General features: G+C 73.1%; 12 protein-coding genes. 6 read left to right on the forward strand and 6 right to left on the reverse strand.

Going from position 1 to position 14,633, the window contains the following annotated elements; genetic code table 11:
• Window positions 1-75: 75 nt before the first annotated feature.
• Window positions 76-777, forward strand: coding sequence for a response regulator transcription factor (locus ACIPLC_RS11525; RefSeq protein ID WP_400472754.1), 702 nt, complete (start codon window positions 76-78; stop codon window positions 775-777).
• The gene (locus tag ACIPLC_RS11530) at window positions 777-2,090 is read left to right on the forward strand and encodes a sensor histidine kinase (RefSeq protein WP_400472755.1); all 1,314 of its coding nucleotides are present in this window, start codon (window positions 777-779) and stop codon (window positions 2,088-2,090) included. Before ACIPLC_RS11525 ends, ACIPLC_RS11530 begins: the two co-directional genes overlap by 1 nt.
• 180 nt (window positions 2,091-2,270) lie before the next feature.
• Here ACIPLC_RS11530 and ACIPLC_RS11535 read toward each other — a convergent pair whose 3' ends face one another.
• The 4 genes from ACIPLC_RS11535 to ACIPLC_RS11550 form a co-directional block, all read right to left on the reverse strand.
• Window positions 2,271-2,777 (reverse strand): hypothetical protein, encoded by a 507-nt coding sequence (locus ACIPLC_RS11535; RefSeq protein WP_400472756.1) that lies wholly within the window; start codon window positions 2,775-2,777, stop codon window positions 2,271-2,273.
• The gene (locus ACIPLC_RS11540; RefSeq protein WP_400472757.1) at window positions 2,723-3,112 is read right to left on the reverse strand and encodes a hypothetical protein; all 390 of its coding nucleotides are present in this window, start codon (window positions 3,110-3,112) and stop codon (window positions 2,723-2,725) included. Before ACIPLC_RS11540 ends, ACIPLC_RS11535 begins: the two co-directional genes overlap by 55 nt.
• 359 nt (window positions 3,113-3,471) lie before the next feature.
• The gene (locus tag ACIPLC_RS11545) at window positions 3,472-4,677 is read right to left on the reverse strand and encodes a serine hydrolase domain-containing protein (protein ID WP_400472758.1); all 1,206 of its coding nucleotides are present in this window, start codon (window positions 4,675-4,677) and stop codon (window positions 3,472-3,474) included.
• A gap of 182 nt (window positions 4,678-4,859) precedes the next feature.
• The gene (locus tag ACIPLC_RS11550) at window positions 4,860-5,678 is read right to left on the reverse strand and encodes a maleylpyruvate isomerase family mycothiol-dependent enzyme (RefSeq protein ID WP_400472759.1); all 819 of its coding nucleotides are present in this window, start codon (window positions 5,676-5,678) and stop codon (window positions 4,860-4,862) included.
• Between the two features lie 878 nt (window positions 5,679-6,556).
• On the opposite strand from ACIPLC_RS11550, the gene ACIPLC_RS11555 reads away from it, so the two are divergent.
• Entirely contained in the window at window positions 6,557-7,873 is a 1,317-nt protein-coding gene (locus tag ACIPLC_RS11555; protein ID WP_400472760.1) for an MFS transporter, read from the forward strand.
• A 46-nt stretch (window positions 7,874-7,919) separates the two neighbouring features.
• Entirely contained in the window at window positions 7,920-8,666 is a 747-nt protein-coding gene (locus ACIPLC_RS11560; RefSeq protein WP_400472761.1) for a hypothetical protein, read from the forward strand.
• 137 nt (window positions 8,667-8,803) lie between these two features.
• Here ACIPLC_RS11560 and ACIPLC_RS11565 read toward each other — a convergent pair whose 3' ends face one another.
• A complete protein-coding gene (locus ACIPLC_RS11565) occupies window positions 8,804-9,724 on the reverse strand; it encodes a hypothetical protein (protein WP_400472762.1) in 921 nt (306 codons plus the stop codon).
• A 389-nt stretch (window positions 9,725-10,113) separates the two neighbouring features.
• Between ACIPLC_RS11565 and ACIPLC_RS11570 the strand changes: the two genes are divergently transcribed.
• Complete coding sequence (locus tag ACIPLC_RS11570; RefSeq protein ID WP_400472763.1) at window positions 10,114-10,725, forward strand: hypothetical protein; 612 nt, start codon at window positions 10,114-10,116, stop codon at window positions 10,723-10,725.
• A gap of 200 nt (window positions 10,726-10,925) precedes the next feature.
• On the opposite strand, the gene ACIPLC_RS11575 is transcribed toward ACIPLC_RS11570, so the two are convergent.
• A complete protein-coding gene (locus tag ACIPLC_RS11575; RefSeq protein WP_400472764.1) occupies window positions 10,926-11,762 on the reverse strand; it encodes a hypothetical protein in 837 nt (278 codons plus the stop codon).
• Window positions 11,763-12,606: 844 nt separating this feature from the next.
• On the opposite strand from ACIPLC_RS11575, the gene ACIPLC_RS11580 reads away from it, so the two are divergent.
• A complete protein-coding gene (locus tag ACIPLC_RS11580; RefSeq protein WP_400472765.1) occupies window positions 12,607-14,604 on the forward strand; it encodes a WD40 repeat domain-containing protein in 1,998 nt (665 codons plus the stop codon).
• Window positions 14,605-14,633 lie beyond the last annotated feature (29 nt).

Raw genomic sequence — 14,633 nt, forward strand, 5'->3', positions numbered from 1 at the left:
ATGACCCGCTGACGACCTGCTGACGAGCCACCCCCGACCGGCATGACCACGCCCGCCACCAGCGAAAATGACACCATGACAGATCACACCGCCGCCCGGCGCACCGTCCTGGTCGTCGAGGACGACCCCGGCGTCCGCAACACCCTCGACCACCTGCTGCGCTTCGAGGGCTACCGGGTGCTCACCACCGCCGACGGCCAGGAGGCCCTGGAGCTCCTGGAGCACCGGCGCCCCGACCTCGCGGTGGTGGACGTGGTCATGCCCCGACTCGACGGCCTCGCGCTGTGCCGGATGCTGCGTCGGCGCGGCGACCGCCTGCCCGTCCTGGTCCTCACCGCCCGCCACCAGCTCGGCGACCGGGTCGCCGGGCTCGACGCCGGCGCCGACGACTACCTGGCCAAGCCCTTCGCCACCGAGGAACTCCTGGCCCGCATACGCGCCCTGCTGCGCCGCACCGAGCCGCTCGGCGGCGAGAGCGCCGACCTCGCCCTCGACGACCTCGCCCTGGACCCCGGCGCCCGCCAGGCCCACCGCAGCGGACGCCGGCTCGACCTGACCAAGACCGAGTTCGACCTGCTGGAACTGCTCCTGCGCAACCAGGGCACCGTCCTGACCCGCCACCAGATCTACGAGCGCATCTGGGGCTACGACTTCGACACCGACTCGCGCTCGCTCGACGTCTACATCGGCTACCTGCGCCGCAAGACCGAAGAGGACGGCGCGCCCCGGCTGATCCACACCGTGCGCAACGTCGGCTACACCGCCAGGACCGCCTGATGCTGCGCACCAGGATCGGCCTCGTGGTCCTCGCCTCCGTCCTGCTGGCCATCGCCGTGCCCGTCACCGCCGCCTACCGCGGCGTCAGCACCCTGGTCGCCGACCAGCTCGACCGGAGCCTGGACGACCGGGCCCACACCGTGCTCGCCGGCCTGGACCTCGACCGCCTCCCGCCCGCACGGCCGGACACCGTCGAACAGCTGCTGCTGCCCGACGGCACCACCCGGCCGCTGGCCCCGGGCGGCCCGGCGCTGCCGGTCTCGGCCCGGGCCCGCGAGGTGGCCCGTACCGGACAGGGCGCCCACCAGGAGGACGCCACCGTCGACGGCACCCCCTACGGCGTCCTCACCAAGGCCCGCCCCGACGGGCAGGGCGCGGTGATGGTCGGCCAGACCTACGCCGGGGCGCAGACCGTCGACGACGCGTTCCTGCACCGCATCGCCTGGACCAGCGCCGCGGCCGCGGCCGGCTCCGCGCTGCTCAGCTGGCTCGTCCTCGGCCGGATCCTGCGCCCGGTGCGACGCCTGGCCCGCGCCGCCGAACACATCACCACCACCCGCGACCTGGCCACCCCGCTGCCCGCCGCCGGACGCGACGAAGTCGGCCGCCTCACCCGCGCCTTCGAGGCAATGGTCGGCGCCCTGCGCCGCTCCCGCGACCAGCAGCAGCGCCTGGTCCAGGACGCCAGCCACGAGCTGCGCACCCCGCTGACCTCGGTACGCGGCTGCGCCGAACTCCTCCAGCGCGCCCGCGGCCGGCTCGCCCCCGCGGACGAGGAGCAGATCCTCGCCACCCTGGTCACCGAGACCGTCGCGCTCGACGAACTCGTGCGCGAGCTGGTCGAGTTGGCCACCGACCAGCAGACCGCGGAGGACCCGGAACCGGTCGACCTGCCGGCCGCCGCCGAGGACAGCGCCCGGCGCTTCCGCCGCCGCACCGGCCGCGAGATCACCGTCACCGCCGAACGGCCCGTGCCGGTGCTGGCCCGCCCGCGCGCGCTGCAGCGCTGCGTGGACAACCTGGTCGGCAACGCCGTCAAGTTCAGCCCGGACGGCGCCCCGGTGGAGATCCACGTCAGCGGCACCCGGCTGGCCGTGCGCGACCACGGGCCCGGCATCGCCCCCGGCGACCGGCAGGCCGTCTTCGAGCGCTTCTTCCGCGCCGCCGGCACCCAGTCCACCCCGGGCTCGGGGCTCGGCCTGGCCATCGTGCACGACCTCGTCGCCGCCGACCACGGCACCGTCTTCGCCACCGCCGCCCCCTCCGGCGGCGCCGAGGTCGGCTTCCGCCTGCCGCCCGCCCCGGAGGACTGACGGTCCGCGCGGGTCCGGAAGGTCCACTCGGCGCCCGGGAACGGGGCCCGGCCGGCGGAGTGGGCGGGGCCGTGGGGACTGGTGGAAAGGTCGGGCATGACTCTCCTGCGGAAACGATTCGGTCGGTGATGGTGGGCGTGGCCGCCCCGTCCGCGGGCATCCGCCGTGGAGGGCGGTGGGTCACAGGGAGTCGAGCCGGTCGACGAGCTCGCGCAGGACCGCCGCCGGGAAGGCCCCGGCCGGGGCGGGCGCCGAGGGGTCGATCCACGGCCACAGCCGGGGCCCGAGGAGTTCGGCGGCCCGGTCGCGGTCGGCCGACAGGCTCAGGCCGTGGACCTCCCCTAGCCGCACCGCGTACAGCCGTTGGAGCCGGGCACGCAGCGGTACGGCGTCGCCCTGGGGGTCGAGACCCTGGCGGACCGTCCAGCGCCAGTCCCCGAGGCCTGGCTCGTACGCCTCCATCTGCCGTGACCGGCGACGCAGGGCGAGAACCTCGGCACCCGCTCCCGCCACCCGGCGGGCGACCACCAGCGCGGTGACGGTCAGCAGGACCGCGCCGGCCCCCGCCCCGGGCCAACCTCCGACCAGGGCGAACAGGACCTCGGCGAGGACGGCGGGCACCGCCAGCTCGATCAGGCGGTGGCGCACCGAGCCCGGCCGGGCGATTTCGCGGTCCGCCTCGTCCACGGGCCCGTCACGCCGGGGCGCCGGGGCGCTCGTCGGTGCCCTCCCCCGGCCTGCCCTCCCCCGGCGTGCGCCGCCGTGGTCGCCCACGGCGCGGCGCCCGCGAGCCGGGTGGCGATGGCATCCAGGGCCGTACGGGCCCGGCACACCTGGCTGTCGTCCATCCGGTGGGTCGAGTACCGGGCCTCGCGGAACAGCGCGGTGAGCTCCCTCGCCCCGACGGCGTCGATCCGCTCGTCGGACAGCGCGCGCCGCAGCAGCCGACACCGGCCCGACGACGACCAGCAGTACCCCCGCCGGTCGACCGCACCGCCCGCGCGCGATGGCGATCCGCTCATGCGAACCCCCCAATTCCCCATGCGCGACGGCGCGCGAGGTGCAGCGTCGCACATCGACCGTCACGGTGTCACCTGCCGCCACGGGCAGCCCCCCGCGCCCCTGAGGGGCGCCCGCCGGCTTCCCCCAGCACACCGTGCCGGGGCGGCGAGGTGCGCAGCGCGTGAAACCCCCGACGAGCCCACCCGTCTCGGGCCGGTCCCCGGACCGCCGGCTGCGCCCGCAGAAGTGGCGGGCGCAGCCGGGGAGCGGGAAGTCGGACGGGCCGACTTCCCACTCCCCGGCACCGGGCCGCCGGGTACGCAGGTGAACCCCGTTCAGGTGAAGCGCCGCACGGGCGCGCGAGCCGCGCGGCGGGCGTTCAGCGGGCGCCGCAGAAGACGGCGTCGAGGAACGTGAGGCCCGCCGTGTTCTGCGCCGTCTGCTCGGCGTCGTCGCCCCGCGAGGTGTAGGAGAGTGCGACCTGGCGGTCGGCGGTGCCCCACAGCTGGGTGGTGAAGCCGAAGGTGCCGCCGTTGTGGCCCAGCACGGTGGTGCAGGAGAGCTGGGCCCGCGCCAGCCCCATCCCGTAGTCGAGATCGTGCGAGCCCGGCACGGTCTCGAGCATCGTGGTCATCTCGCGCTGCTCCGCCGGGCGCAGCAACTTCCCGTTCAGCAGCGCCTGTTCGAACCGGAGCAGGTCATCGGTGGTGGAGATCATCTCGCCGGCGGCGCCCGCCCAGGTGGGGTTCTGGTCGGTGACGTCGTGATCGGTCTTCTTGGCGTTCCCGGTGCCGGCGCCGTCCACGGTGGTCCAGTAACTGTGGGCGTGCGGGCCGGGGATGGTGGTGGAGAGGCCGGGTACCGTGGTCTTCGTCATCCCGAGCGGGCGCAGGATGCGCTGTCCGACCTCCTGTCCGTAGGGATGCCCGGTGACCTGCTCGATGATCAGGCCGAGGATGTCGAAGTTGGTGTTGGAGTAACCCCATTGGGTGCCGGGCTCGAAGTACGGGGCGTGGGAGACGGACGCCGTCACCAACTGGCGCGCGGTGAACGTACGGTTCAACCCGCCCTGGGCCAGCCACGTGCGGAAGACGGCCGGGTCGTTGAGGTTCGGAAAGACGTCGGTGCCGTCGTTGGTGGCGTCGAACAGGCCCGTGCGCTGGTTGAGCAGTTGGCGGACGGTGATGTTCTGCCCGTTGGGCACCAGCCCCGGCAGGTGGCTCGACACCGCGTCGTCCAGGCCGAGTCGGTGCTCGCCGACCAGTTGCAGCACCGTGGTGGCGACGAACGTCTTGGTGACGCTGCCGATCCGGAACCGGCCGTCACCGCGGACGGGCGCCTGGCCGACCAGGTCGGTCACCCCCGTGGTGCCGCGCCACCGCTGATCACCGTCCCGCACCTCGGCGATCGCGGACACCGCCTTGGCGTCGGTCAGCCCGTTGAGGGCGAGTTGCAGCGGACCGCCACGCGGGCGGGCCGACGAGGCTGCGGGGTCCTCGGCTCCGGCCACAGCGGCGGAGGCCGGTGACGCGGAGACCGCCAGGCAGAAGGCTGCGATCAGGGCACAGGTCAGACGACGAGACATGGATCTTCCCTTCACTCGGACGAACAGGAGTTCGCCACGAGTCAGCCTGTCAGCGCCTCCACCGGGGGAGCGTCACTCCGGATGAGGAGCCGTTGATCCGTCAACAGGCTTACGAAATCGCCACCTTAGGGCACCTGAGAGGTACGCGAGAGACCGGCTCAGCGGTCGTACGCCGGCGGTGCTCAGGGGGCCGCGAACAGCCTGGGGAAGCCCGGGGCCAGCCACGGCCTGCGGCCCCAGGCGAGCACCTTGCCCCGGGCGAGGGCGCCGGTGGCGGTGTAGCGGCCCAGCGCGATGAGGAAGAACGCCACCGGCCCGGTGAGGATCGTGCAGTCCGGTCGGCGCGGCGGCTCCTGACTGACCACGGCGACACCGTCCGCGAAGGTCACCGCGAACCCGTCCAGGCCGCGGATTCGCAGCCGGTAGCAGGCGTTGTGGCCGGCCGCGACGCGCGCGTCCAGCACCCGCGGCATCGCCGTCCGCAGGAAGGGCATCGCCAGCTCGACGCGGTGCCGGTCGATCGGGTGCGGCCGCCCGAGGGCGACGGCGATGTCGTAGAGGTGGCCCAGCATGTGGGTCAGCAGGTAGGCGCCGAGGGTGTCCAAGTCCATCGGACCGAGCGGAGTCAGCACCGGCTCGGTGCCGGCACGCGCGCCGGCTGCCGTCGTGAACTCCCGCGCCTGTCGGGCGATCCCCTCGGCGAGCACGGCCGGATCCCGCTCCGGCCGCCTGGCCAGCGAGGCCGCGTTCGCCGCGGCCAGCGAACCCGGGGTGCCGTCGCCGTACGGCCGTTCCTCGCCGGCGGCCAGTGCGGCCATCAGTTCATTGGCCATCGCCAGGTGGGCGGCGGCCTCGCCGACCGTCCACTCGGCGCCGGGTATCGGGGTGTCGGCGCGGGAGTCGGCGAGCAGGGGGACGGCCTCGTCGCCGACGGCGGTGATCGTCTCGAAAAGCGCGGCGCGCGCGGCGCCGGGGACGGGCTCGGGAAGCGGGAGGGTCATGCCGGTGAAGACTGACCGACCCTCGCACCGCTGTCCAGACCCGCGGCACGATGCAGGTCGTGGCGAACCACCGCCCACCTCGGCCCGTCGGCACGATCCCGCCGGCACCGGCCCGGGAGGCGAAACCGCGCTCGTCGAGCCACCCGGCCACGAGCGGAGCCGCCGGGCAGGTCACCGGTCCGCGCGTCGGACGGACATCATCGGACAGGACGGTGATCGGACCGTCCGGGCCCGCTGCCACGTCGGACTGCTCCGTCAACCGGGACCGGTTCATGCCGACTCCTCCCAAGGGTGGATGGTCACGTCATTCGGCTCCGGCGACGCCCGCGGATGCCGTTGGTGATCTTCCGAGTGTGCCCGGTGGAGCCACGTCCGTGGGCAGTGCGCAGTGGTGTCGTCAGCGCGTGGCGGAGGCGGGTGACGGAGGCGCGTGGCGGGGGCGGGTGGCGGGCCGGATGTGAACGTCGGATTCGCCACGAATCCTCCTCATTCATGCGCTGTACACGAATGGAAGTCGCATTGTCCTGGCATGTGAGAGGCCGGAATTCACTCCTCTTCACCATGGTTCGTCAACGACATGGTCAACCCGACAGACGACCTTCGGACAAGAGACCGAACCGGACGTCAGTGATCCAAACACCCAGTCCACAAACCGGAGTTGGGCACACGACCGACCGACCGCACCGGACTCCTCGGCGATTCCCCGGAGTTCGATGCGGAGGTTCGACGCACACGGAGACAGTTCAGCACCAGGCGGCCTGCGTGGCGAGATGCCAGCGGCGCCAGAATGTTGCTAGAAGTGGCGGCAGTCACACGCAATGGAGTTCGATGTGCGATTCGCGACCCGCGATGTCCGCCGCTCGGTCATCGTCAGCCTCATGGGTACCACGCTGGTCTGGTACGACTTCTTCCTCTACGTCAACGCTTCCGTCCTGGTCTTCAAGCACCAGTTCTTCCCCTACCTCTCGCCCTTCGCGGCGACCCTCACCGGCATCGGCCTCTACGGGGCCGCCCTGGTCGCACGGCCGGTCGGCGGGGCGCTCTTCGGGCATCTCGGCGACCGTCGCGGCAGGCGCCCCGCCCTGGTGGGCGCGCTGCTGCTGACCGGGGCCTCCACCGGCCTGGTCGGGCTGCTGCCCGGCTACGGACAGATCGGCTTCGCCTCCCCGCTCCTCCTGGTGACGCTGCGCCTGCTCCAGGGCCTCGGGCTGGGCGGTGCCTGGGGGGCCGCCACCGTCGTCGCGCACGAGTGCGCCGAACCGGGGCGCCGGGGGCTGGTGTCGAGCTGGGCGCAGATCGGCGCGCCGGCGGGCAATCTGCTGGCGTTCGGGGCCATGACGGCGGTGTCCGATGCGATGACACCCGCGCAGTTCATGGCCTGGGGCTGGCGACTGCCCTTCCTGCTGTCCGCCGTGCTGGTGGTGGTGGGGCTGTGGGCCCGGGCGCGGATCGAGGAGACCCCCGTCTTCCGGTCGCTCGCCCTCACCGGGGCCCGCAGCAGCCGGCCGGTCGTCGAACTGGTCACCCGGCACCGCAGGCAGCTGCTGACCACCACGGCGATCACCGCCGGAGCCGACGTCGTGCTCTTCGGCTTCTCCTTCGGCTACGTCCTCACCCTGCTGCGCGTCGCCGGCCTGTCGCTCAACGCCCTGATCGCGCTCTCGCTGCTCGCCCCGCTCGCGCTGATCGGCCTGATCCCGTTCTTCGGCGCGCTGTCCGACCGCTACGGGAGACGACGGGTCTGCCTGGCCGGGACCATCACCACGGCGCTCTGGGCCGCCGCGTTCCAGCCCCTGTTCCACTTCGGCCCTCCCCCGGTCCTGGTGCTCGCCTACCTGCTGTCGCTGGTGGGCTTCGCCGCGATGTACGCCCCCCAGGCAGCCCTGGTCTCCGAGCTCTTCCCCAGCCGCGTGCGGCTCAGCGGGAGCGCCATCGGCTACCAACTGGGCGGACTCCTCGGTGGCACCCTCGCCACCTACCTGACCGACCGGGCCGCCGACTGGTTCAAGTCCCCGGCCGTGACCCCGCTCTACGTCCTCGCCGTCCTGCTGGTCAGCGGTACGGCGCTCGTCACCCTCGCGCGCCACGGCGAGGACGACGGCTTCCCCACCGCGGTCGAACCGTCACCGTCAGGCTCCGGACTCCCCACTCCGTCGAGCCGCCCCACAGCACCGGTCCCCGGACTCCCCGGGTGAACCGGCCCGCAGCACCACCGGGATCCCCCAAGAAAGGCACGACCCCATGAAACGCCCCATCGGCATCGCGGCCGCCGCCCTCACGGCCGGCACCCTGATCGGCGGACTGCTCGTGTACGACACCTCCGCCGCCGGAGTACCCCAGGTCATCACCTGTGAGGACAGCTTCACGATGACCTTCAGCTCCGGCCTCACACTCACACCCCAGGACAACATCACGGCCACCCTCGGCAACCCCAAACTGCTCAACTGCACCGGCGACGCCCCCATCACCCAGGCCGACTACGTGGGGACCGGCCTCGGCAACGGCGTGACCTGCGCGACCGGCAGCTACCAGAACGCACCCGGCACCCTGCAGCGCGTCAGCTGGGAGACCCCGGACGGCCAGCCCACCACGGACGACCCGGCCACCACCGACTTCACCTGGGGCATGCAGCCGATCCAGGACCTGCTCAACTCGAGCAACCCGCTCAGCGGCGGCATCACCGCGGGCCGCTACGAGGGCGCCACCTGGACCGTCGTCCTCGACCCGATCAAGTCCGACATCGACCTCACGGCCTGCAACACCACGACCGGCCTCAAGTCGATGACGCTCGACGGAACGGTCACCATCACGCTGCCCACCGGCACGCAGTCGCCCACGCCGACCCCGAGCTCGACGTCCAGCCCCACATCCACCGCCTCCCCCACGGCCACCGCCACGCCGACGTCCACCCCCACTCCTACTCCCACGCCCACCCTCACGGCTACGCCCCTGCCCGTCGTCCCCTTCGTCCCCGCGCAGGACGCCTGATCCCGGACGGGCGCCCCACCACGGCGCTCGCGGAAGCCCCGCCCCTCGCTGCGGAGCGGGCGGTGCTCGACAGACTCGCACCGGGCGGAACGAGCCTCCCGGCAACGGTCTGACGGGGTGCGGGCCCCGACGCCGAGCTAGCCGGCGTCGGGGCCCGGCCCGCTGTTCTCAAAGGTGAGGGTGATGCAGCCGTTGCCGCCCGCGGTGCCCGCGGTGCCGTCGTCGCCGGGGGTCTGGTTGTCGTCGAAGTTGCCGACGTAGTCCTGGCCGTCCCCGCCGTCGCCCCCGTCCCCGCCGTCGCCGGTGCCCGCGGGGCAGCTGGCCGGCACAGGGGCCCCCGCTGCGCCTCCGTCGCCGCCTTCGCCGCCCGCTTCGCCGGGGACCGTGTCACCGACGGTGGCCGGTGTGACGTCGGCGCCTTCGGTGCCGACGTCACCGGCATCACCGTCGGATCCGTTGGCGCCACCGGGCCGGCTGCCCTTGCAGGTGGAGACGGCGAGGCTCCCCCCGCCGTGGCCGCTGCCGCCCCGGGCCCCGCCGAGAACGCTGCCCGTGCCCCCGCCACCGGAGCGCGACCCGCCGTCCACGCGCGCCACCACGGCTCCGCCGCTGGTGAGGGCGGACGGGCCGCCGGCGCCCCCATCGCCGCCATCGCCGCCCGGGTCCGCCTCCTCACCGCTGGCGCCCCCCGCCCCACCGGCTCCGCCGGTGCCGACGGTAAGGGTCAGGACGTCACCGGGGGTGACGGTCAGGGTGCAGGTGACCCGGGCGCCGCCACCGCCACCTCCTCCCGCGCCGCCCCCGCCGCCGCTCTTGAAGAGGCCGGTACCACCTCCACCACCCCCGCCGCCTCCCCCGGAGCCTGCCGCCACGAGGGTGACGGTGATGCCGGTGACGCCGTCCGGGACGGTGAGCGCGGCGTCGGTGCTGAAAGTCCGGGTGGTCGCGGCGCGGGCGGGGGCGGCCACGCCGACGGGCAGGGCCAACGCCCCCGCGAGGCTCGCGGCGCCGAGGGCGGCACGCACCCTCCGGGGGCGGGCGGATGCTTCACCTGTCACGCACTGGTCGTACCTCATGCTCAAACAGTGCTGTGATCGCGCTTCCCCCGCGACGCCGGAGAGAGGATCGGGTGAACCCGGCCGGACCGGGGCGGACGGCGGAGGCGCCCTCGGGCCGCAGGCCCCCGCCACCATCACCGTTCCCTACCTGATGCAGAGCGGCCGCCCCCGGGAGTACACCGCCTCCTCCGCCATGATCACCCCACCGGCGGCGACACCCAAGGCGACTACTCCTTCGAGCACGCCGTGCACGCAACGCCCGCCGGCCGGTTCGCCGTTCGGTCGCCGCCGGGTGTTCGGACCTCCGGAAACGTCAATGCGCACACGTCATCGCCCTCGGACGGGCAGAGTGGGACCGCGATCAACCGAGCAGTCGATCGGAGGCTCCCGTGCTCGACCTTTCCCGCAAGGAACTACCGGAGCGACACCAGGAGTTGCTGGACGTCCTGGTGACACGGCACGACCTGGCCACCAACCGCCGCCGCAACACCTCATTCGTGCTCCTCGACCACGACGGACGCCGCTTCGCCGTCTGCGAGTACGGGGCGCACTGGTACGAGGAAGGCGTGCCGGTGCACCTGGCGGTCGACCTGACGACCGGCAGCCGGGTGTCGATCACCGCCCACCGGGCCTCCGCCGTCTGGCCGGGGACGTTCTGGTCGTTCTTCGAGCCCGGCCGCGCCCCCGCCGACGACCCGGTGCGGGCCTGGCTCGCGACCCCGGCGACTGTCTCCGGGCCGCGCCCGACCGTCGTCGCGGCCTGGCCGGACCAGCTCGAACGGTTCTGCGCGGCGGAGCTGGTCCGCACCGACCAGCCCGAACTGCTCCCGCAGGCCGAGCTGGTCGCGGACCCGGAACTTCCCGAGGACCAGAGCGCGCTGGTGCGACGGCACTCGGCGGCGGCGCTGCCGTACGCCGTGCTGTTCCGCCACGAGGACGGGCTGAACGTCGTCAACAAGCTGATCGGCAGCGGCCGGGGCTGCCCGCTCCCCGATCTCTGACAGCGCGCGCCCTGTCGCCGGGTTCCTGACGATTCGCCGGGCCGACCTGGTTCGCTCACGAGCGAGGTGGGTCTCCCGAGCGCGGGGCGGGTGCGTCCGAAGCCGCACCCGCCCCTCCAGGGCGTCACCCCGCTGCCGCATGTCCTCAGCGATGCCGTCCCGGTCGGGACCATGCGGACAGCGGCGGGAGTGGCCCCGGGTCAGCTCGGAGAACCGGACCAGAGGACGTCCTTGCGCTGCCACCCGGAGCCGTAGTCGAACTCGACGGAGAAGCGGTCGGCCGCGCTGTTCGGCAGGGCGTACGCCGACAGGCCGGTGGCCTCCTCCCCCGGAGCCAGCGAGCCGTTGAGGATCTTCATCCGTCCGCTTCCGTCGATCAGCGAGAAGACGAGGTTGCCCTTGGCGTCCTTGACGATGGGCATCCCCGACCCGTAGAGCGAGACGTCCTCGGACCCGGTGTTGACGACGGTGATCCTCACCTGGATGATCGTGGCGTTCTTGGGGGTCCCGGACACGGTGTCGCGCGGGACGTACGGCTCCGGCGCGGCCATCGTGACCTTCAGCCCGTCCCCGTACGTGTAGGACTGGCCGAACGACAGGCGCCGGGCCCTCTCGTCCGCAGCCGCCTTCTCCCGCTCGGCCTCGATCCTCTTCCGCTCGGCCTCGATCCGCTGCCTCTCCTTGGCCGCCCGCTCGTTGGCGGCCTGGGTCGCGGCATCGGCGCGAGCGCGCGCGGCGTTCTCCTCCGCCCGCCGCTCCTCGTTGGCCGCCTGCACCCGTGTCACGACGATCACCCCGGCGCCGACCGACACCAGCAGGCCGGAGATGCCCAGGATCACGCCCGCGAGCGCCATCGCCCGGTTGGTCGCCAGGCCCTTGCGCACGTAACCCAGCCCGATGGCACCGAAGACCACGGCGAGCAGGGCCGGCAGCCAGGACAGCCAGAAGAAGAAGACGGCCAGGCTGAGGACGGTACCCACGATCCCGAGCACCATGGCCGCGATGCCCAGGCCGTTGCGAGGCTGCGGCGCCGGCATCGGATACGCATACGGCGGCCAGTACGGCACACCCGGGGCCGCGACAGGGGGCGCGACCGGCATAGCGGTAGGGGCAGGGACCGCGGCAGGAACAGCGGCCTCACCCTGACCCGGAGCCGCGCCCTCACCCTGACCCGGGCTCGGGCTCGGTGCTGCCCACGCGTTGGCATCGGCCGGCCCCTCGGCGGACTGCGGGCTGTCGGGCGGGGCAGGAACGGTCATACGAAATCCTTCAAACACTTGAGATGATGAGCGGCTTTCAGCCTCGACGCCAAAGGATCTCCTGATCCCCCGGCGACAGCGACCCGATTTCCGCGAAGCGGTCACCAGCCCAGACCGGACCCGCACGCCGACACCCTGGGACGGAACACCGACAGGGTCGGCGGGTGATCAACATACAGGTGCCCGGCGACAGCCCCGACATCGCAGTCCAAGCTCAATCCGGGACCTGCACCTGTCGTTCGTCGGCGACTGACCGCGATCAGCGCCGCGTGCCCCGTGCCGTCCCCATGCGAGGACGAAGCCGAGCCCGAACCCCCGGACCCCCGACCCCCCGCACACCGATCACTCAAGAACTCGCACGGATAGGCGGCAGGGGGCTTTCTGCGGTGCCGCGTTGCCGGGTACGGCTACTGTGCCGGGCATGTCTGATGATCTGCGGGACATCCGCCCGCGCGCTGAATCTGCCGTGGCCGTTGGGCGGTTGGCCGATCCGGGGTTCCTGGTGAACGCGGACCCGGGATCGGTGACGGCGTCGCTGGATGCGGCGTCGGGTCCGGCGGCGCGATTGGCCGCGTCGGTGTACCGGGCCTCGACACACCTGCATCGTGACGTCACTGCCGGGGTGCGCCGACAGCTGCTGGCGCTGGACGCCGCCCGTTACGGGGACCGCGAGCTGTCGGCACGGCTCACCGCAGTACCGGTGGAGGACGAACCCGCCGCACCGTGGGGCGTCGAATGGGCCACCGGCTCCCAGCTCGACCGGTCCCTGCGTCGTATTCCGACCGCCCACACCGACGCGTTGCTGGCGGTGGCGACGGCGGTGGTCGACGGCCGCCCCGTCGCGGTCACCGGCGGCACTGACCGGAGCGTGCGGGTATGGGACCTGACCACGCGCGAACAAATCGGCCAACCCCTCACCGCCCACACCGGCCAGGTGTGCTCGGTGGCGACGGCAGTGGTCGACGGCCGCCCCGTGGCGCTCATCGGCAGTGGTGACCGGACCGTACGGGTATGGGACCTGACCACGCGCGAACAGATCGGCCAACCCCTCACCGGCCACGCGGCCGCGGTGTCGGCGGTGGCGACGGCGGTGCTCGACGGCCGTCCCGTCGCGGTCACCAGCGGCGGCGACGATACGGTGCGGGTGTGGGACCTGACCACGCGCGAGCAGATCGGCCAACCCCTCACCGGCCATACCCATGCTGTGTGCGCGGTGGCGACGACGGTGCTCGACGGCCGCCCCATCGCGGTCACCGGCAGCCACGACGAGACCGCGCGGGTGTGGGACCTGACCACGCGCGAGCAGATCGGCGAACCGCTCACCGGCCACGAGGAGGCGGTGCGAGCGGTGGCGACGGGGGTGGTCGACGGCCGTCCCGTCGCGGTCACCGGCAGCCACGACGAGACCGTGCGGGTATGGGACCTGACCACCGGCCGACAGCTCGGCCGACCTCTCACCGGTCACGACGGCTGGGTGTTGTCGGTGGTCACGACAACGATCGACGGCCGCCCCTGCATCGTCAGCGGAGGCGAGGACTGGACGCTCCAGGTGTGGGATCTGGCCACGGGCGAGCAGGTCGGCGAGCCGGTGATCGGCCATACCGACAAGGTCCGGGCGGTGGCGACGGCGGTGCTGGACGGCCGTCCCCACGTGATCGCCGGCAGTCAGGACGGGATGGTGCGGGTGTGGGACCTGACCTCAGGCGGCCAGGTTGGCGAGCCGCCCACCGGCCACACCGGCGATGTGAACGCGGTGGCGACGGCAGTGGTCGACGGCCGCCCCGTCGCGGTCACCGGCGGCGACGACGGCACGGTGCGGGTCTGGGACCTGACCACCGGTCGGCAGATCGGCCTGCACCTCACCGGCCAGGACGACTGGGTGGGGGCGGTGGCGACGGCGGTGGTCGACGGCCGTCCCGTCGCGGTCGCCGGCAGCCACGTGCAGGTATGGGACCTGACCACGTGTCAGCAGATCAGCGAGCCGCTCACCGGCCACGAGGAGGGGGTGAACGCGGTGGCGACGGCAGTGGTCGACGGCCGCCCTGTAGCGATCGCCGGCAGCTGGGATGACGTACGGGTCTGGGACCTGCCTGCGGGTCAGCAGGTCGGCGAGCCCCTGACGGGCCACACCGGCGATGTGAACGCGGTGGCGACGGCAGTGGTCGGCGGCCGCCCCCTGGCGGTGACCGGCGGCGACGACGGCACGGTGCGGATCTGGGACCTGACCGCAGGTCGGCAGATCGGCCAACCCCTCACCGGCCACACCGACTGCGTGCTGGCGGTCGCGACGGCGGTGGTCGAGGGCCACCCCGTCGCGGTCACCGGCGGCAGCGACAGCACGGTGCGGGTGTGGGACCTGACCACCGTCCAGCAGATCGGCCAACCCCTCACCGGCCACACCGGCGATGTGAACACGGTGGCGACGGCAGTGGTCGACGGCCGCCCCGTCGCGGTCACCGGCGGCGACGACGGCACGGTGCGGGTCTGGGACCTGACCACCGGCGACCAGGTCGGGCCGGAGTCGGTGTTCCCGCTGCCGGTCTGCGCGGTGGCCGTGGTGCCGGACGGTCGGTTGGTGGTGGGCTTCGGCTGGGAGGTCGCGGTGTTGGCCCGCCGTTGACCGGGCCCCGCACAAACGCCTCGCGGTAC

This window comes from Kitasatospora sp. NPDC086801, from assembly GCF_044745805.1.
Taxonomy (GTDB): Bacteria; Actinomycetota; Actinomycetes; order Streptomycetales; family Streptomycetaceae; genus Kitasatospora.

Coding starts and splice junctions, on each gene's coding strand:
- ACIPLC_RS11525 (WP_400472754.1), top strand. CDS start 76: ATGACAGATCACACCGCCGCCCGGCGCACCGTCCTGGTCGTCGAGGAC.
- ACIPLC_RS11530 (WP_400472755.1), top strand. CDS start 777: ATGCTGCGCACCAGGATCGGCCTCGTGGTCCTCGCCTCCGTCCTGCTG.
- ACIPLC_RS11540 (WP_400472757.1), bottom strand. CDS start 3,112: ATGAGCGGATCGCCATCGCGCGCGGGCGGTGCGGTCGACCGGCGGGGG.
- ACIPLC_RS11545 (WP_400472758.1), bottom strand. CDS start 4,677: ATGTCTCGTCGTCTGACCTGTGCCCTGATCGCAGCCTTCTGCCTGGCG.
- ACIPLC_RS11550 (WP_400472759.1), bottom strand. CDS start 5,678: ATGACCCTCCCGCTTCCCGAGCCCGTCCCCGGCGCCGCGCGCGCCGCG.
- ACIPLC_RS11555 (WP_400472760.1), top strand. CDS start 6,557: ATGGGTACCACGCTGGTCTGGTACGACTTCTTCCTCTACGTCAACGCT.
- ACIPLC_RS11560 (WP_400472761.1), top strand. CDS start 7,920: ATGAAACGCCCCATCGGCATCGCGGCCGCCGCCCTCACGGCCGGCACC.
- ACIPLC_RS11575 (WP_400472764.1), bottom strand. CDS start 11,762: ATGCCGGCGCCGCAGCCTCGCAACGGCCTGGGCATCGCGGCCATGGTG.